Source organism: Variovorax pasteuri (assembly GCF_051216435.1).
Lineage (GTDB): Bacteria > Pseudomonadota > Gammaproteobacteria > Burkholderiales > Burkholderiaceae_C > Variovorax.
Genome location: NZ_JBPJZS010000008.1, coordinates 123,579 through 142,553, shown reverse-complemented (window position 1 = coordinate 142,553; position 18,975 = coordinate 123,579). Strand labels below are relative to the sequence as shown.

Here is an 18,975-nt window from a genome sequence, read left to right as displayed (position 1 = left end):
TTATGTTAAATAACGGACGAGTAGAGTTGGCGCGATAAGCCAACCAGCCCTCCACCCTGAAAGGCTGTGGATCCCTACGGAATGCTCCTCGCGACCACCCCCAGGTCGCGCCAGGCCTCCGGATGGCAACTGAGGATCAGGATCTGGTGCCGCGTTGCCGCGTCGTACAGCACGCGCTTCATCTGTCCGAGCCGCTCTTCATCGGTGTGCACCAGGGCATCGTCAAGGATCAGCAAGGTCGGCTTGTGCGCCTCCTTCAACAAGTCCGCATAGGCCAGCCGCGCCACGACGCCCATCTGTTCACGCGCACCCACGCTGAGCTCTTCGAACGCGCCGCTTTGCACGCCGCGCACGCCTTGCCGTGTGATGCGACCTGGTGACAGGTCGTCGCCGACTTCGACCTGCGCACCGGGGAAAAGAATCTGCAAGTAGTGGTCGAGGTGCTTCTGCAACGGTGCCCGCAGCCGACGCGCCAGTGCCGAGCGCTTGTCGCGCAACAGCTTCAGCAGGTGGTCCAGCGCCCTGGCGTGGCGCCCGAGCTCGGTGCAGCGCCGCGTGGCGTGCTCGAGTTCGCGCTGCCTTTCGGATGCGATCTCTTCCTGGCCCAGCGCGCCTTTCGTTGCGAGTTCGACTTCGAGCCGCATGATCTCGTTGGCCCTGGCGCTGTGCGCCGCTTCAGCCTGCCTGACGCTGCGCTCCAGCCGTTCCACGTCCTGAGCCAGCACCGGCAGATTGACCGTCTGCAACTGCAGGGCGAGTTCACCGGCCTTCTGCTCGATGGCAGATTGCTGCGCGAGCGCATCGGTCAATGCCTCGCCGGCTTCGCGCTTGCGGCCGGCGCGCATTGGGTCGGCCAGCGTCACTTGCACTGCCGCGAGTTCGTCCTCGGCGGCCTTGACCTGTTCGCGCGCATGGCCCGCCTGCACCTTGGCCGCGTTGAGCGCCGAAGAGGCCGCTTCCAGCGCGGTGCGGGCGGCGCCCTCCTCCGATTCGGCCTGCGCGGCTGACGGCACCGACGCGTCGGGCGCGGGGGCCATCGCGCGCAGAACCTCCTTCGCCTCGGCCAGGCGGGCCTCGCGCAACGCGACATCGGCGGCAAGCGCGCCCAGACCCTGGGGCGCCAGCGCCGACAGCACCGCCTCCGCCGCATGGGCTTCGCCCTTTCGCAAGGCATGCAGCCGCATGCGTTCCTCGATCGCGGCCACGCTGTCCGCTCGCAGGGCCTGCAACTGCGCGGCCAGTTCGTCACGGGCCCGATCACGTTCGACGCCCAGGCTGTCCAGGTCCGTGCCTCCCGGCAGCACCGTGATGCGCCCGATGCCTTCGATGTCGATCTCGGTCCGCGCGATGACGGTCTGGCGCGCCGAACCCGCCATGTCGACGCCGCCCACCCGAACCCGGGCGCCGGGCTGCAGATCAAACGCCAGCGCGGTCGACACCGCATCGAGCCGGGCCTGCGCCGTGCGCAGCAGGTCCGCACTGCGGTGCAGGCGCTTCAACTCGCCGTCGGGCATGGCCAGCGCGTGTGCGTCGGCCTGCAGGCGGGTGACTTTCTCCTGCTCGCCCTTGGCCTTGTCGAGGCTGTTCGCCAGCGCAGCGAGCTGCTCGGCCAGGCTGTCGACCGTCTTTTCCTGTGCGATCCGCGAGGCGGCCTGTCGCGCCAGCCGCAAGGTGTGGCGTGCGCCGGCATCCGCCTGCGCCGCGGCCGCATGGCGCGGCTCCCAGGCCGTCAGCTCGCCAAGTGCCTTCTCCAGGCCTTCCTTCACCGCCTGCAGGTTCTTTTCGCGCTGGCCGACGGTGGCTTCCTCGCGCTCCATCGCCTGCAGCTGCGTGCGCCAAGAGCCCACCTGCGCCACGATCGGCTTGAGCGCCGCGTCCTGCGCGGCCTTGCGCTCGGCCAGGCCCTTGCCGTCGTTCAGCCGCTGCTGTGCCACGGCAAGCTGCTCGCGCAGCGCCACCCAGGGCCGCGCCGCGTCGTCGCGTTGATGCTCGCGGCGCAGGCCCGACAGCCGATCGACACCCGCGCGATAGGCCTCGATCTCGGCATGCAGCCTGGCCAGCTCGGACTCGAGCTCCGTGCGCAGCTTGAGCGCATCCGCGAAGGCGCCGCGCGGCGCGCCGCCGGCGGGCGTGAGCAGCTCGTTCCGCTCGGTCTCCACGGCTTTCAGCACGGCATCGCCGTGGCTGGAGGCCAGTTCGCCCAGCGACTCGCCGAGCGCGTTGCGCAGGTGGTCGCTGGCAAAGCCGACGGCGTTCGAAATGTCGTGCGAAGTGCCCTGCCTGATCCACAGCAGCCCCGGAATGCCCATGTGCTCCGGCGTGCTTGCGCCCTTGCCCGGAAAACGAAAGCCGAGCAGCGCCGCCAGGTGGTCTTCCGCCACGGCGCCATCCATCGCCTTGCCGTCGATGACGAGCTCGCAGCGCTTCTTGCCGAGGAAGGCCTTGGTGAGCCTGCAGGGCTTGCCGTCGAGTTCGAAGTCGAGCGCCACGGTGGGCGTCGCCGAGCTTTCACCCCAGGGCCTCAGGTGCTCCACCGCACTGGACCGGTGGCGCTCGAAGAACGCGGCGCGTATTGCCTCGGCGATGGTCGACTTGCCCGATTCGTTGGGCGCCGTGAACAGGTTGAGCCCGTCCGTGAAACCGTCGATCTCCAGCGGTGCGCGAAACAGCTTGAAGTTCTCGATGCGAAGGCGTTGCAGCTTCATGCGCCCGCCCCCGTGCGTGCACCTTGCGCGTCGAGGATGCGGGCCAGCGTGAGCAAGGCATCGCGGGCCAGCTCCGCGTCGGCGTCGGCTTGTTGGGTGCGCAGTTCCTGCAGCGCTTCACCGACGAAACCGTCGGCGTGCAGCGCCTGGATGTCTTCTTCCGTCGGCTCCAGCCGCAGCGCCTCGCCGTCCCACACCAGCGCGCGGGCGCGGGCGCGCGCCGCATCGAGCGCGGCGCTCAGCTTGGCGTGTCCGCCCAGATCGCAGGTGCCCTGCACACGCAGTTGAAGCACGTCGCCGCTGTCGACCGCGGCCAGCTTTTCCACCAGTTCGTCGATGTCGGACGCCACCGTGAGCCGCGGCTCCAGCTGTTGCCAGTCGAACTGGCCTGTGCGGATGGTTTCCACCTCCGGCACCGCCCCGACGCCCGCAATCGACACCAGCAGCGCCTGCCCCGAATCGTTGGCCCGGAAGCGGTCGGTCTCGGGCGTGCCCGCATACCAGGTGCGCTCGTCGATCTGCCGCGTGCCGTGCCAGTCGCCCAGCGCCAGGTAGTCCAGACCGGCCTCCCCTGCCCGCCCCGCGGCAATCGGGTTGGCCGAATCGATGTCCTCGGACAGGATGCCTTGCACGCAACCGTGCGCCAGCCCGATGCGCGGCAACCCGGCCTCGCTGGGGGCGGCGGCAAACCAGTCGGTGAGGTCGCCGTAGGTGTGGCGCTGCGTGAGCGGCGCGGGCAGCAGAACGAACTTGCCGGCCACCGTGTGCGGCCTCGGCTCGAGGCAGCACACCGCGTTCGGCGGTATCGCGCCCAGGCGCTCTGCACGGCGCCAGACCGATTCGCTGAGCGCCGAGTCGTGGTTGCCCGGAATCAGCAGCCACGGCCCGCTGAAGCCCTGCATGGCATTGAACATGCGGCGGATGGTCTTGTCGGACACGGTCTGCAGGTCGAACACGTCGCCCGCGACCAGCACGGCGTCGACCTTGCGTTCGGCCGCGATGCCGGCCAGCCGCTCGACCACCTTGAAGCGCGCCTCGAACAGCGCCGCGGCGTCGTCGGGCTCGAACTGCGAGAACACGCGGCCGATCTGCCAGTCCGCGGTGTGGAGCAAAGAAATCATGCGTGGCCCTCCCTTTGCCTCTCGCGTCTTCTCAAAACAGCGAGCATCTTAGAGGGCCGCAGGCCATCAACCCGAGGCGCCCGCCGGCATGGCGGGGCGCCGGTCTGTCAGACGCGCGGCGAAGTCCCCGACGCGCACTCCTCCACGAGCGCGGCCGACTGCGTGACCTGCTCGGCGATCTGGTCCCTCATCGGCTGCCAGCTGCGGCTGAAAGGCGCCAGCAAGAACCATTGCGTCGTCACCGCCAGGCCGACGCCGCCAATGACAAACATCCAGTGCGTGAGTTCCATGTAGCCCCCTTCCGACAGATCGAGGGCGAGAGTCTGCGCATTTCGCGGCCCTTGCGATATCACCAATTCGGGGGATACCTTTCGCCAGATGCGCCGGTGCCGCGACGTTCAGCGGGCCGTCAGGTATTGCCGTGGATCGACTGCGTTGCCGCGGTAGCGGATCTCGAAGTGCAGCTTGCTCGTGCCGCCGTCTCCTCCGCCGATGTCCGCGATCTTCTGGCCCCGCTCGACGCGCTGCCCCTGCTTGACCATCACCGTGCGCAGGTTGGTATAGACCGACATGTACGAGCCACCGTGGTCGACCATGACCACGCTGCCGTAGCCGCGCAGCATTTCCGTCACCGCGACCTTGCCCGCTCCGATCGACACCACCGCTTCGCCCGGGCTGGCTGCGATGTCGATGCCTTTGTTGCTCGAGCCGTTGAAGCCCGCGATCACCTGTCCCGGCGCGGGCCAGCCCCAGTCGCTGCGGCGGGATGCAGGCGGCGCGGCGGGCTCGGGCTCCCTGGCTTCCCGGGTCCGGGGCGGCCTGGCGCGGTCGCTGCCGGCGCCTCTTGCAGGCGGGGACGCATCGGACGACGCGCCCGCCGGCGCGCCGCCGGGCGGAACCACGCGCAGCACCTGCCCTGCCTCGAGCTTGTCGGGGTCCTGCAGGTTGCTCCAGCGCGCGATGTCGCCGGCCGAGCGACCGGTTTTCGATGCGATGCGATACAGCGTGTCGCCCGGCTGCACCACGTACTCGCCAGGGCCCGCGACGGGCATCCTGGGCGATGTGGAGCACGCGGCCAGCATCAACGCCGCCATCAGCGCGATGCCTGCACGCCGACGCCCGCCTGTCCCACCTGTTCGTTCCGCACTTGAATTGCCCGTCTCTGGAATGTTTGTCCCTGCTGTCACAACCACTGCTGGAGTCCTTCCTGGATGCCTGGAGAGCGCGCCCCGTTGTCCGGGGGGCGCATTCGAAGAATCCGGGGAGGCTACCAGCAGTCGCGGGCCGTCAGTCCGTCACCCCATGGCGGGGGCATGGGCCGCCTTGTCCGCGGCCCTCTTGCGCGCAATGCACATCAGCGACAGCGCGCTCGCCGACGCGCCCGGATCGCGGCCCGACAGCGCATTGCCCACGCGGTACTTCCAGTGCGCGGGGCCGACCTGGCCCCGGAGCGCATCGGCGCCGATCTGGTGGTTGTGCGGATGCACGCTGACCTGAAAGCCCAGCGGCTCCAGCGTCGACTTGAAGAACTCCCGCGTCACGCCGTCGCCGGGCCGGTGATGCACCTCGGTCTTCAGCCCCCATGACTGCTGGCTGCCGGTCTTGTGAAAGCCGTGCCGCGTCACGCGGTAGATCCACAGCCGCGCGTCCCACATGAATTTGGCCAGTCCCTTGTAGTCCCAGGCGGTCAGTTGCGGGTCGTGGTCGGTGATGAGCAGCCCGCCGGGCTTGACCAGTCGCGCGCCCTCCCGCAACACCGCGTCCATGTCGTCGCAATGATGCAGCGAGGCATTGATGGCCACGATGTCCGCCACCCCCGAGCGAAACGGCGTGTGCGCCGCATCGGCCAGCACCGCCGTGTAGCCCAGGCGCGAGGCCAGTTCGAGCGAACCCGCGGCCACGTCCACCCCGATCAGCAATCCGGGCTTGCCGCCCAGCGTGGCAAATACGTTGCCGGGGCCGCATCCCAGGTCGATCACCGTCTTGTCCGTCCAGTCGCCGCCGGCGGCCTGCCAGCGGCTTCTGAAGTGTTCGTCCCGATGACAGGAGTCCAGGTATTCCTGGGCCCATCCCAAATTGCCGAAATAAGTTGCATTGGCCGCCAATGCTTCTGACTTATTCGAAATATCAGATTCGAAATAGAGATTGCGACGGTTGAGGACTACGTCGGGTAATAGGATGTCGCTGAGCATGGTGAACTTTCAATTGAATTGATTTTTGATCGACACCGCCCTTCCTGAAGTCTTTGCCATTTTCCCGGCTTGTACAGCTGTTTTTTATATGGTTACAGACTCGTCAATTTGATAACAGCCCATTTGAGGGCAATGTTTCATTTTCCTGGCACCACACCCGTGCGTTCTACGCATGACTCCCAGCGAAATGCGCGCACCAATCCCGTTATGTATGCAAACCATCGGGTAAGCCCGGCTTTCACCCTTTTGCCCCGTGCGTCTGCCTATGAGTACCCCGCCTCGGACCGCTCTTTCGGCAGGTCCGAGCGACCGGAGTGACTGCTCTCTTTCTCCAAAACACGCATCAGTTACCTTGTTCGGGACAGTTCGGGTAGTACGTTTCAGAAATAACCTTGTCTGAATGTAACGTAGACCTAAAGACCTCACATCGCCCGCTTCAAAGCTCCTAGGATCGCATCAAGGAAAACGAGCAGACCAATTTCACAAGGCCAATTGAGTGGGCGATGTCTTCGCGCATTTTATTAATTCCATCGTATTTCTTCCGCGGGTAATTACATGGAAATTCAAACTGTTTCGACGGCGCACCGCGCAGCACGCGACCTGCTTCTGGGCGAGTTGTTCGTGCCGCGCGTCCATGCAGGCACAGCCGATGCGCCGGACGCGCGCCACGCCGCCTCGCTCGCGCTCGACCTCCCGCACGCCGCTGACCTGCTGCCCGACACCCACTTCGCCGGCGCCTGGCTGCTGCTGCAGTCGCGCTGGCTCGGAAGCCTCTGGCCCGTGCTGCACGAGGCTGGCAGCGCGCACCGTGGGGCGATCACCGTCGCCTACGACGCCACGCGCGCGGCCGGCGACTGGCTGAGCGAGCTGGACACCGCACGCCGCGCCTCCGCCAGTTCGACCCCGGCTCCCGACCAACCCCACGCGCTCTGGCTGCGCGAAGACCTCGGCACTGCATATACAAGTGCCGATGCGGTGCTGCGTCTGCGCTTCGACGCCGCACGGGCCTGCCTTCACGTCGATGCCGCGGCCAGCCTGATGGACGCCGACGCACTCGCACCCTTGCTCGCCGCCCTGGCCGACACCGCCGCCGACCTGCAGGCGCGCCCCGACGCCGCCCTCGGCGACATCCGCACGCTGCCGCGCGCCGACAGCGCCGACCAGCTGGCCAGGTGGAACACCGCCGTCTCGCCGCTGGACCGCTCGCTCACGGTCACCGGCATGTTCAGCCTGCAGGCCAAGGCCGCGCCGCACGCCGTCGCCCTCGCGGAAGGCGACATGCGGATGAGCTACGCCGAACTGGACACCCGCTCCGACGAGCTCGCCCACCGCCTGCAGCGCCTGGGCGTGCGCAGCGGCGACGCCGTGGGCCTGCTGCTCGACCGTTCGATGGCAGCCATCGTCGCGCTGCTCGGCATCCTCAAAGCGGGCGCCGCCTATGTGCCGGTGCCGACCGATTTCCCGGCCGAACGCATCGCCTACATGCTGGGCGAGGCGCGTGCGCACCACGTGTTGACCACGCAGGCGCACCACCACCTCGTGCCGGCGGAGCGGGGCGAACACGCCGTTCTGCTGCTCGACGAATATGCCAACAAGGCAGAACGCAGTTCTTGGAATTTCCCGGCCATCGACGGCGAGTCGGTGGCCTACGTCATGTACACCTCGGGCTCCACGGGCACGCCCAAGGGCATCGAGATCTGCCACCGCGCCATCCTGCGGCTGGTGGTCGGCGTGGACTACGTCGTGCTCGCGCCGGGCCGCGCCGTGCTGCATGCCGCGCCGCTGGGTTTCGATGCCGCCACGCTCGAGATCTGGGGCCCGCTGCTCAACGGCGGCCGCTGCGTGATTCACGAAGAGCGCGTGCCCACCGGTGCCGGCCTGGCGCGCACCATCGCGCGCCACGACGTGCACACCGCCTGGCTCACGGCGGCGCTCTTCAATGCCGTGGTCGACGACGACCCGGCCCACCTGGCCGGCCTGCGCCACCTGTTCACCGGCGGCGAAGCGCTCTCGGTGGCGCACGTGCGCCGCGCGCAGGCCGCGTTGCCGGCCCTCGCGCTCAGCAACGGCTACGGCCCCACCGAGTGCACCACCTTCGCGGCCACGCACCGCATCCCCTCTCCCCTGCCCGACGACCTGCGCTCCGTGCCGCTCGGCCGGCCCATCAAGGACACCGTGCTGCGCGTGCTCAGCCCGTCGATGGCGCTGCTGCCGACCGGCTTCGTGGGCGAGCTCTGCATCGGCGGGCACGGCCTGGCGCGCGGCTACCTGGGGCAGCCGCGGCTCAGCGCCGAACGCTTCGTGCCCGACCCCTTCGGCGGCCCGGACGAGCGCCTCTACCGCACCGGCGACCTCGCGCGCTGGCTGGCCGACGGCACCCTCGAGTTCATCGGCCGGCGCGACGGCCAGGTCAAGATCCACGGCCACCGCATCGAGACCGGCGAAGTCGAGGCGGCCATCCTGGCGCACCCGGCCGTCCAGTCCTGCGCCGTGGTTGCGCAGCCCGACGCCGGCGGCCAGCTGCGCCTGGTCGCTTACCTCGTCGCCCGCACGCACAAGGCGTCGTGGGACGCCCTGCGCACGCACCTGGCCACGCGCCTGCCCGCGGCGCTCGTGCCGACCGCGCAGGTCTGGCTCGCGCAACTGCCCGTCACGCCCAACGGCAAGCTCGACCGCAAGGCCCTGCCCGAACCGGCCGCCGAACGCCCCGACCTCGCCCAGCCGTTCGAGGAAGCGCACGACGCCGTCGAACAGCAGGTGTGCGACGCCTTCGCGCGGGCGCTTGGCATCGACAAAGTCGGGCGCAACGACAACTTCTTCGACCTCGGCGGCGATTCGCTGCGGGTGCTGCAGGTGCTGGGCGACCTGCAGCGCGACACCGGCCTGGCGCTGTCGACCAATCTTTTCTTCCGCAATCCCACGCCAAAAGCAATGGGTGCGCGGATGCAGCCGGCGGGCGACGAGCCCGCCACGGCCGCTGCGGCGGGGTCTCAAGCACGACCGACCGCAGCGGCCCCTTTTTCGGCAGCGGCGACGCGCCCGGCCACTGGGCTCGATGACGCCGTCGCGCTGATCGGCACCGCCGGCCGCTTCCCCGGCGCGGCCGATGTGGAACAGTTCTGGGCCAACCTGGTCGCCGGCCGCGACACCATCAGCTTCTTCGACGACGCCACGCTCGACGCAGGCATCAGCCAGGCGCTGCGCAGCGACCCTTCGTATGTGCGCGCACGCGGCGTGATCGACGGCATCGAGGACTTCGACGCCGCCTTCTTCGGCATCAGCCCCAAGGAAGCACAGCTGATGGACCCGCAGCAGCGCGTGTTCCTGGAGATCTGCTGGGAATGCATCGAGCGCGCCGGCTACGTGCCCGACGCGGCACCCGGCCCGGTCGGCGTGTACGCCGGCATGTACAACGCCACCTACTTCCAGCGCCACGTGAGCACCCGGCCCGACCTGGTGGAGCCCGTGGGCGAGTTCCAGGTGATGCTGGCCAACGAGAAGGACTACATCACCACGCGCGTGGCCAACCGGCTCAACCTGACCGGCCCGGCCGTCAGCGTGCACACCGCCTGCTCGACCTCGCTGGTGGCCGTGGCCCAGGCCTTCCACGCGCTGCGCACAGGCCAGTGCTACATGGCGCTGGCCGGCGGCGCCTCGGTCACCTGCCCGCCGCGCAGCGGCTACCTCTACAACGAGGGCTCGATGCTCTCGCCCGACGGCCACACGCGCAGCTTCGACGCGCAGGCGCAGGGCACCGTGTTCAGCGACGGCGCGGCGGTGGTGCTGCTCAAGCGCCTGGCCGACGCGCAGGCCGACGGCGACACCATCTACGCCGTGCTGCGCAGCGCCGCGGTGAACAACGACGGCGGCGCCAAGGCCAGCTTCACCGCGCCCAGCGTCGACGGCCAGGCCGCGGTGATCCGCGCCGCGCTGGCCGCGGCCGACATCGACGCGCGCAGCATCTCGTACGTGGAGGCGCACGGCACCGCCACGCCGATGGGTGACCCCATCGAGGTCGAGGCCCTGGCCGTGGCCTACGCCGAGCACACCGACGCGCTCGACTTCTGCACCCTCGGCTCGCTCAAGAGCAATGTCGGCCACATGGTCACGGCAGCCGGTGCGGCCGGGCTCATCAAGACCGCGCTGGCGCTGCACCACGAAGTGCTGCCGCCGACCGCGCACTTCACTGCGCCGAACCCGGTGATCGACTTCGCCCGCACGCCGTTTCGCGTGAGCAACCAGCTGCAGCCCTGGCCGCGCGCCGACCTGCCGCGCCGCGCGGGCGTCAGTTCGTTCGGCGTGGGCGGCACCAACGCCCACGTCATCGTCGAGGAAGCACCGCCGCGCGCGGCCTCCCCCGCAGCCGTCGGCGACCAGCTGCTGTCGCTGTCGGCCCGCTCCGAGGCCGCACTCGCCGTGGCCACGGAGCAGCTCGCCGCGCACCTCGAAGCCGAGGCCGGCCTGCCGCTGGCCGACGTGGCCTACACGCTGGCCGTCGGCCGCAAGGCGCACGCCTTCCGCCGCGTCGTGGTGGCCGGTGACACGGCCGCCGCCGTCGCGGCCCTGCGCACGGCCGATTCACCGTGGCGCGCCAGCGGCCGCACCGCCTCGCGCGCGCCGCAGCTGGTGCTGATGTTCCCCGGCCAGGGCGCGCAGTACGCCGGCATGGGCCGGCACCTGCATGCGGGCGACCCGGTGTTCGCCGCCGCCTTCGACGACTGCATGAACGCCTTCGAAGGCGCGGTCGACTTCGACCTGCGTGCGCGCATGTTCTCGGACGACGTGCAATCGCTGGCACCTACCGCCGCCACGCAGCCCGCCATCTTCGCGCTCGAATACGCGCTGGCCCGTCGCGTGCTGTCGCTGGGCGCACGGCCGCAGGCGCTCATCGGCCACAGCGTGGGCGAGTTCGTCGCGGCGGTGCTGGCCGGCGTGATGCGCCTCGAAGACGCCGCGCAACTCGTGGCCCGGCGCGGTGCACTCATGCAGGCCCAGCCGCCCGGCGCCATGCTGTCGGTGCGCCTGGGCGCGGCCGAACTGCAGGGCCGGCTCGGCCCGCAGCTGTCGCTCGCCGCGGAGAACGGCCCCACCGCCTGCGTGGCCGCCGGCCCCTTCGACGCCATCGCGGCGCTGCAGGCAGCGCTGGAAGCCGACGGCATTGCGTGCCGCGCGCTGCAGACCTCGCACGCCTTCCACTCCGCCATGATGGACGCGGCCGTCGCGCCCTTCGAGGCGCTGGTGAACGGCGTGGCGCTGCATGCGCCGCACACGCCGATCTACTCGACCATGACCGGCCGCCTGCTTGAAGGCGCCGAGGCCACCAGCGCCAGCTACTGGGCGCAGCACCTGCGCGGCACGGTGCATTTCTCGCCGGCGGTGCGCAGCGCCATGGCGCAGCTGGCGAACCCGCTCTTCGTGGAAGCCGGCCCGCGCAACATGCTCGGCACGCTGGTGCGCCAGCACGGCGCCAGCGGCGTCGTGTCGTTGCTGCACGGCGAGCCGGCTGACGAGGTCCGCACCCTGCACCTGGCCCTTGGGCGCCTGTGGACCTGCGGCGCCGACGTCGCGCTGTCGCGCCTGTGCGCACGCGCCGGCGCACAACGCCTTTGCTTGCCCACCACGCCATTCGAGCGCAAGCGCTTCTGGGTCGACATCGCTGCCGTCCCGGCCACCGGGACGCTTTTTACCGCGAGCGCGCCCGCCGCCGTCGCGCCTCCCGTTCCTGCTTTTTCCATTCAAACCATTCCATCGGAGCCGATCGTGACTGCTACGCCTTCGCCACTTTCTTCTGCCGCCTCGTCCCTGGATGCGCGCCTGCGCACGCTGTTCGAAGACATCTCCGGCCTCGACATGGCGCAGGCCGAAGGGCATGCGCCCTTCGGCGAGCTGGGACTGGATTCGCTCACGCTGACCCAGGCCGCCACGCAGATCAAGAAGCACTTCAAGGTCAACCTCAGCTTTCGCCAGTTGATGGAGACCTACCGCAGCTTCGACACGCTCGCGGCCTTCCTGCGCGCAAGCCTGCCGCCTGAAGCGCCGATGCCAGCCGCTGCGGTGGCAGCACCGGTCGCCGCGCCTTCGGCCGTCCAGGTGCAGCAGGCAGCCCCGCCGCAACCGATGGCCCTGCCGGTCTACATGCCGATGCAAGCCGGCATTTCCGCGGGCGGTCCATTGAACCAGTTGATTTCGCAGCAAATGGAATTGATGCGCCAGCAGCTCGCACTGTTGTCCGGTGCGCCGCAAGCCGCGCCCGTGATGACGCTGCAGCCCGCGCTGCCCGAGCCCGCAGCCCAGCCGTCGGCATCCGGGCCCGTGGCCGACGCCGGCACGCTCGCCGCTCCGGTTCCCGCCGATGACGACGGGCAGTCCAGGGAGCCGGTGCGCTACGACGTGAAGAAAGCCTTCGGCGCCATCGCCCGCATCCACACGCAGCGCACCAGCGAGCCCAGCGGCCGCCAGAAGGCGCGCCTGGCGGCCTTCATGCGCCGCTATGTGGAGCGCACACAAAAGAGCAAGCAGTTCACGGAAACCCATCGTGCGCACATGGCCGACCCGCGCGTGGTCAACGGCTTCAGGCCGGTGACCAAGGAGATCACCTACCAGATCGTCGTCGACCGCTCCAAGGGTTCGAAGATGTGGGACATCGACGGCAACGAGTACGTCGACGTGCTCAACGGCTTCGGCATGAACATGTTCGGCTGGCAGCCCGACTTCGTGCAGGAGGCCGTGCGCAAGCAGCTCGACGCCGGCTACGAGATCGGCCCGCAGCACCCGCTGGCGGCCGAAGTCACGGCGCTGATCTGCGAGCTCACCGGCAGCGAGCGCGCCGGCCTGTGCAACACCGGCTCCGAAGCCGTGATGGCCGCGCTGCGCATCGCGCGCACCGTCACCGGCCGCAGCACGGTGGTGGTGTTCACCGGCTCCTACCACGGCACCTTCGACGAGGTGCTGGTGCGCGCCGGCAAGGCCGGCAAGGGCCTGTCGGCCGCGCCGGGGGTGATGAGCGGCATGTTCGGCGACATCCGCGTGCTCGATTACGGCACGCCCGAGGCACTGGCCTTCATCCGCGAGAACGCCGACGACCTGGCCGCCGTGCTGGCCGAGCCGGTGCAGAGCCGCCGGCCCGACTTCCAGCCGCGCGAGTTTCTGCACGAGGTGCGCGCCATCACCGAACAGCACGGCTGCGCGCTCATCTTCGACGAGGTCATCACAGGCTTTCGCGTGAGCCTGGGCGGCGCACAGGAGCTGTTCGGCGTTCGCGCCGACCTGGCCACCTACGGCAAGGTCATCGGCGGCGGCTTTCCGGTCGGCGTGATCGCCGGCAAGCGCGAGTTCATGGACGCGCTCGACGGCGGCGCCTGGCAATACGGCGACGACTCCATTCCCGGCGTGGGCGTGACGTACTTCGCCGGCACCTTCGTGCGCCACCCGCTGGCGCTGGCCGCGGCCAGGGCCTCGCTCACGCACCTGAAGGAGGCCGGCCCGGCGCTGCAGGCCGGACTGAACACCACCACCGCGGCCATGGCCGCGGAGCTCTCGGGCTGGTGCAAGGAGGTGGGCGCACCCATCGAGATCCGCCACTTCGCGTCGCTGTGGCGCGTGAGCTGGCTCGAGGACCACCCGCTGCAGGACCTGCTGTTCGCCATGATGCGCAGCCGCGGCGTGCACATCCTGGACAACTTTCCGTGCTTCCTTACGAGCGCGCACACCGCACAGGACATCGTCTTCATCCAGCGCGCCTTCAAGGAGTCGGTGGACGAAATGCAGGAGTCGGGCTTCCTGCCGCGCCGCGCCGCCGTGCTCACCGGCTTCGACAGCCGCAAGCCCGCCGAAGAAGGCTCCGTGCTGGGCCGCGACGTCGACGGCCAGCCCTTCTGGTACGTGCCCGACACCGTTCCTTCCTCCTCGTCCTCCCCCAGTCACCACTTCCTCAACGGAAAGGCCGCAGCATGAACGCCGTCCTCAAACCCACCGCTGCAGGCGGCGCCATCGAATGCATCGTTGCGACGACCGAGTCGCAGCGCGAGGTGTGGCTGGGCGCCACGCTGAGCACCGAGGCGTCGATGGCCTACAACGAATCGGTGCTGCTGCGCCTGCGCGGCCCGCTGGAGCGCGCAGCGTTGTCGCGCGCCATGACGCTGCTGGTCGCGCGCCACCAGTCGCTGCGCGCCACCATCTCGCCGGACGGCGCCTTCATGCTGGTGAGCCAGCCCGGCGACGAGCCGCTGCTGCATGAAGACCTGAGCGGGCTCGAACCCGAAGCCCGCGAGCGCGCCCTGCGCGCGGCCCACGCCGAGGCGGTGTGCACGCCCTTCTCGCTGGAACACGGCCCGCTGTTTCGCGCCGTGCTGTTCCAGCTGGGCGACACCGAGCATGAGCTGGTCATGTCGGCGCACCACGTGGTGTGCGACGGCTGGTCGTGGTCGGTCATCACCGAGCAGCTGGGCCACCTGTATGCGCAGGAGACCGGCGTCGGCCTGAAGCTCAAGGCCGCACCGCTGTTCGCCGATTTCGCGGCCGAGGAAAGCACCGAAGCCGCGCAGCCCGCCATGCAGGCGCATGTCGACTACTGGCTGGAGCGCTTCTCGGGCAGTTCGCTGCCGGTGCTGGAGCTGCCGCTGGACCATCCGCGCCCGGCCACGCGCACCTTCAATTCACGCCGCGCCGAGCGCCTGCTCGACCGCCGCCTGGTCGCCAGCCTGCGCACCACCAGCACCCGGGCCGGCGTCAGCCTGTTCACCGGCCTGCTCAGCGGCTTCGTGGCCACGCTGCACCGCCTCACGGGGCAGGACGACATCGTGGTCGGCATTCCGGCTTCGGGCCAGCTCGCACATGACATGCCCGGCCTGGTCGGCCATTGCGTGAACCTGCTGCCGCTGCGCCTGGCCGCACCGGCCGACCTGCGCTTCGACGCGCTGATGGAGGAATGCAGCACCGCCGTGCTCGACGCCTTCGACCACCAGGCGCTCACCTACGGTGCGCTGCTGGGCGAGCTGTCGCTGCAGCGCGACGCGAGCCGGCTGCCGCTGGTGAGCGTGGCCTTCAATGTCGACCCCGACGTGGCCGCCAGCGCGCAGTCGTTCCCGGGCCTGAGTGTCACGCAGGACACCATTGCGCGCCAGTACGAGAACTTCGAGATCTTCCTGAATCTGCGCCCGCTGAACGGCGGCCTGCAGATCGAGGCGCAGTACAACACCGACCTGTTCGACGACGTCAGCGTGCAGCGCTGGATGGACATGTTCGAGTGCGTGCTGCAGTCCGCCGCACACAACCCGGGCGAGACCATCGGCCGGCTGGAGGTGCTGTCCGCCGAAGGCGCGCGTGCGCTGGTTGCGCTGCAACCCGCGCGCGTGCCGCTGGAAGGCGCGCCGCTGGCGCACGCCGGCTTCATGGCGCGCGTGCTGTTGCAGCCCGACCACCCGGCGGTGCGCGACGGCGCGCGAAGCTGCAGCTACCGCGAGCTCGACGTGCTGTCCAACCGCCTGGCGCACGCCCTGCGCGCACGCGGCGTGCGCCGCGGCCAGCACGTGGGCCTGTGCCTGGAGCGCAGCCTGGAGATGGTCGTCGCGATGATGGGCATCCTGAAAGCCGGGGCCTCCTATGTGCCGCTGGACCCCGCCTTTCCGCAGGCGCGGCTGGACTACTACGCCGGCGACGCCAAGCTCGCCCTGCTGCTCACCTCCTCCGACATTGCCGCCGCGCCGCGCGACTGGCGTGCCGATGCGGGCGAGCGCATCTTCGAGATCGACCGCGACACCGCCTGGCGCCAGGCCAGCCCCGAGGCCCTGGCACCGAGCGCCGACGACGCGGGACCCGAAGACGCCTCGTACGTCATCTACACCTCCGGCTCCACCGGCCTGCCCAAGGGCGTCATCGCCCACCACCGGGGCGTGGCTCACCTGTTGCAGTGGATGCAGCGGCAATCGGGCATCGGCCCCGACGACCGCATTGCCGCGGTGACCACCCTGTCCTTCGACATGGCCGTTCCCGACCTGCTGCTGCCGCTGGCCGCCGGCGCCGAGCTGGTGGTGGTGCAGCGCGAGGTCGCCATGGACGGCAACCGCCTGTCGAAGATGCTCGACGACGAGAAGATCACCCTGCTGCAAGCCACCCCCGGCATGTGGCAACTGCTGATGGATGCGCAGTGGCGCGGCGCCCCCGGCTTTCGCGGCTGGACCGGCGGCGAGGCGTTGCGCCCCAGCCTGGCGCTGGCGCTGTGCGAGCGCATGGAAGGCCTGTGGAACGGCTACGGCCCGACCGAGACCACCGTGTACTCCACGGCCTGGCGCGTGCGCCCGGAAGACATCGCGTCGCGCGGCGTGTCGATCGGCCAGCCGGTGGACAACACCGAGATCTGGATCCTCGACGCCAACCTGCAGCCCTGCCCGGTGGGCGTGCCCGGCGAAATCTGCATCGCCGGCGAAGGCGTGTCGCTGGGCTACCTCGACCGCCCCGAGCTCACCGCGGAGCGCTTCGTCACGGTGCGCGTGCTGGGCACCGCCAAGAAGATCTACCGCTCCGGCGACCGCGGCCGCTGGCGCAACGACGGGCTGCTCGACCACCTCGGGCGGCTCGACTTCCAGGTCAAGGTGCGCGGCTACCGCATCGAGCCCGGCGAGATCGAGGTGCGCTGCACCGAGGTGCCGGGCGTCTCGCGCAGCGTGGTCGTGGCCCGCGAAGACAACCCCGGCGACGTGCGCCTGGTGGCCTACCTGGCGCTGACGCCGGGCGCCAGCTTCGACCTCGACGCGCTCATGGTGCACCTGCGCAAGCACCTGCCGGCCTTCATGCTGCCGCAGCACGTGGTGACCCTCGCCGCCCTGCCCTGCCTGGCCAACGGCAAGGTGGACCGCGTCGCGCTGCCGCCGCCGCAGGCCGTGTCGCGCGACGAGGTGCGCCGTGGCGCCGCCCCGCGCAACGACCACGAGCGCCGCGTGCTCGCCGCCATGGAGAAGGTGCTGAGCCTGCCCGGGCTGGACATGCACGACGACTTCTTCACCATGGGCGGCCACTCGTTGCTGGCCGCGCGCCTCACCACGCTGCTGAGCCGCGAGTTCCAGGTCACGCTGCCGCTGCGCTCGCTGTTCGAGGCCCCCACGGCGCAGAAGCTGGCGCTGGCAATCCAGGCCCTGCAGGGCGCGGGCGTCGGGCTGGAGGCCCCCATCGGCCTGGCCGCCGGGCGCGACAGCGCACCGATCACGCTGCAGCAGGAGCGCATCCGCTTCATGGAAGAGCTGCATCCGGGCCGCTCGGTCTACAACGCACCGTCGGCGCAGCGCCTGGTCGGCGCGCTCGACGCGCCGCGCTTCGAGGCCGCGCTGCGCGAAATGATCCAGCGCCAGCCTTCGCTGCGCACCCGCATGGGCGTCGACGCGCAGACCGGCAAGCCGCTGCAACTGATTTCGCAGTCCGTGGAATTTTCCCTGCCGCTGGTCGACCTGCGCGGCCTGCCGGCCGACCAGCGCGAGGCCGAGCTGGCCGAGCGCATGCAGGAGCTGGCCGACCGCCCCATCGACATCCACCAGGCGCCGATGGCCCACGCCACCCTGTTCCAGGTGGACGACAACGAGCACGTGTTCATGTTCGTGCCGCACCACCTGGTGTGGGATGGCTGGTCTTTCGACCTGCTGCAGAACGAGCTGTCGACTCTGTACGACGCGGCCGAGCGCGGCCGTCCGCACAACCTGCCGGCGCTCGCCACCACCTACGGCGACTACGCCGAATGGCTCGCGACGTGGATGGACAGCCCCGCCTGCGAGGCGCAGGTCGAGTTCTGGCGCCGCCGGCTCGACGGTGCCAAGGCCGCGCGCATGCCGCGCACCGACATGCCGCGCCGCGCGGGCAAGAGCGGCCAGGGCGGCGCGCACTGGATCACCATCGACCTGCAGACCACGCAGCGCCTGCGCGACATTGCGCGCGGCATGGACGTGACGCTCAGCATGCTGACCTTCGGCGTGTACGCACTGACCATGGCGCAGGTGATCGGCACCGACAGCATCGTCATCGCCAACCCGGTGCGCGGCCGCCAGCAGGCCGAGACCGAAGACGTGATGGGCTTCTTCAACAACGTGCTGCCGGTGTCGCTCGCCGTCGACCTGACGCGCCCGCTGCCCGAGTTCATGCGCTACGTGAAGCAGGAGCTGCTGTCGATGATGAACAACCAGCAGGTGCCCTTCGAGCGCCTGATGGCCGAGCCCGGCTACGCCAACCAGATCAAGACCTCGGGCCCCTACCAGGCGATGTTCTCGTTCCAGGACGCCCGCGAGCGCGCCCGCTCCATCGGCAGCCTGCAGACCCGCCAGGTGCACGTGCTGCAGCACGGCGCCACCGACGACATCGGCGTGTGGCTGATGGACAAGCCCTTCGGCCTGGAAGGCTCGCTGATCTACAACGCCGACGTGTACCTGCGCGAGACCGGCGCGCAGCTGCGCGAGCGCTACCTCGAGGTGCTGCGCCGCGTGGTGGAAGACCCGCAGGCCACGCTGGCCGACATTGCCAGCACCGAGGGATCGACCAGCGCGGCCTACCTGCGCAAGATGGCCGCCGTCGAGCCCGACAGGACAGACCAGAGCCCGCAGGCGCCCGCGGCCCAAGGCGCGCAGCGCAAGGCCGGCATGAGCCTGCTGAGCCCCGAGCACGCGCCGCTCGCGCAGATCTGGGCCGGCGTGATCGGCATCGACGTGGACGACATCCGCGCCAGCGACAACTTCTTCGACCTGGGCGGCGACTCGCTGCTGGTGCTGCGCGCGGTGCAGCAGGGCGCGCAGACGCTGGGCTACCGCGTGGAGCCGCGGCGCTACCTGTTCGAGAACCTCGGGCAGATCGCCTCGTCGGCGCGCAGCGCGCCCGAAGGCGTGCCGTCCGACCTCGCCGAGCTGGCATCGGGCACGGCCGCCAACGCGCAGCGCGGCGGGCTGCTCGCCCGCACCTTCGGCGGCTGGCTGCGCAAGGGCTGAA

7 protein-coding genes are annotated in these 18,975 nt (G+C 69.9%); 2 read left to right on the top strand and 5 right to left on the bottom strand.

Annotated features, from left to right (window positions below):
* Window positions 1–74: 74 nt before the first annotated feature.
* The 5 genes from ACSFBM_RS25620 to ACSFBM_RS25600 all read right to left on the bottom strand — a co-directional run bounded on the left by ACSFBM_RS25620 (window position 75) and on the right by ACSFBM_RS25600 (window position 6,018).
* Window positions 75–2,705: an AAA family ATPase gene (locus ACSFBM_RS25620; protein ID WP_435486915.1), complete on the bottom strand. Its 2,631-nt coding sequence runs from the start codon at window positions 2,703–2,705 to the stop codon at window positions 75–77.
* Entirely contained in the window at window positions 2,702–3,826 is a 1,125-nt protein-coding gene (locus ACSFBM_RS25615) for a metallophosphoesterase family protein (RefSeq protein ID WP_435486914.1), read from the bottom strand. Before ACSFBM_RS25615 ends, ACSFBM_RS25620 begins: the two co-directional genes overlap by 4 nt.
* 107 nt (window positions 3,827–3,933) lie before the next feature.
* A complete protein-coding gene (locus ACSFBM_RS25610; RefSeq protein ID WP_435486913.1) occupies window positions 3,934–4,116 on the bottom strand; it encodes a hypothetical protein in 183 nt (60 codons plus the stop codon).
* 108 nt (window positions 4,117–4,224) lie between these two features.
* The gene (locus ACSFBM_RS25605) at window positions 4,225–4,920 is read right to left on the bottom strand and encodes a peptidoglycan DD-metalloendopeptidase family protein (RefSeq protein ID WP_435486912.1); all 696 of its coding nucleotides are present in this window, start codon (window positions 4,918–4,920) and stop codon (window positions 4,225–4,227) included.
* A 201-nt stretch (window positions 4,921–5,121) separates the two neighbouring features.
* On the bottom strand, window positions 5,122–6,018 hold the full coding sequence (locus ACSFBM_RS25600) for a class I SAM-dependent methyltransferase (RefSeq protein ID WP_435486911.1): 897 nt from the start codon (window positions 6,016–6,018) through the stop codon (window positions 5,122–5,124).
* A gap of 555 nt (window positions 6,019–6,573) precedes the next feature.
* Between ACSFBM_RS25600 and ACSFBM_RS25595 the strand changes: the two genes are divergently transcribed.
* Together ACSFBM_RS25595 and ACSFBM_RS25590 are read left to right on the top strand one after the other, a co-directional pair.
* Window positions 6,574–13,971, top strand: a complete 7,398-nt coding sequence (locus ACSFBM_RS25595) for an amino acid adenylation domain-containing protein (protein ID WP_435486910.1) — start codon at window positions 6,574–6,576, stop codon at window positions 13,969–13,971.
* Entirely contained in the window at window positions 13,968–18,974 is a 5,007-nt protein-coding gene (locus tag ACSFBM_RS25590) for an amino acid adenylation domain-containing protein (protein ID WP_435486909.1), read from the top strand. The genes ACSFBM_RS25595 and ACSFBM_RS25590 overlap by 4 nt, the downstream gene beginning before the upstream one ends.
* The last annotated feature ends 1 nt before the right edge of the window (window position 18,975 follow it).

Bases quoted from the DNA above. Each gene is read 5' to 3' on its own strand.
- ACSFBM_RS25620 (WP_435486915.1), bottom strand. From the start codon at position 2,705: ATGAAGCTGCAACGCCTTCGCATCGAGAACTTCAAGCTGTTTCGCGCA.
- ACSFBM_RS25615 (WP_435486914.1), bottom strand. From the start codon at position 3,826: ATGATTTCTTTGCTCCACACCGCGGACTGGCAGATCGGCCGCGTGTTC.
- ACSFBM_RS25610 (WP_435486913.1), bottom strand. From the start codon at position 4,116: ATGGAACTCACGCACTGGATGTTTGTCATTGGCGGCGTCGGCCTGGCG.
- ACSFBM_RS25605 (WP_435486912.1), bottom strand. From the start codon at position 4,920: ATGGCGGCGTTGATGCTGGCCGCGTGCTCCACATCGCCCAGGATGCCC.
- ACSFBM_RS25600 (WP_435486911.1), bottom strand. From the start codon at position 6,018: ATGCTCAGCGACATCCTATTACCCGACGTAGTCCTCAACCGTCGCAAT.
- ACSFBM_RS25595 (WP_435486910.1), top strand. From the start codon at position 6,574: ATGGAAATTCAAACTGTTTCGACGGCGCACCGCGCAGCACGCGACCTG.
- ACSFBM_RS25590 (WP_435486909.1), top strand. From the start codon at position 13,968: ATGAACGCCGTCCTCAAACCCACCGCTGCAGGCGGCGCCATCGAATGC.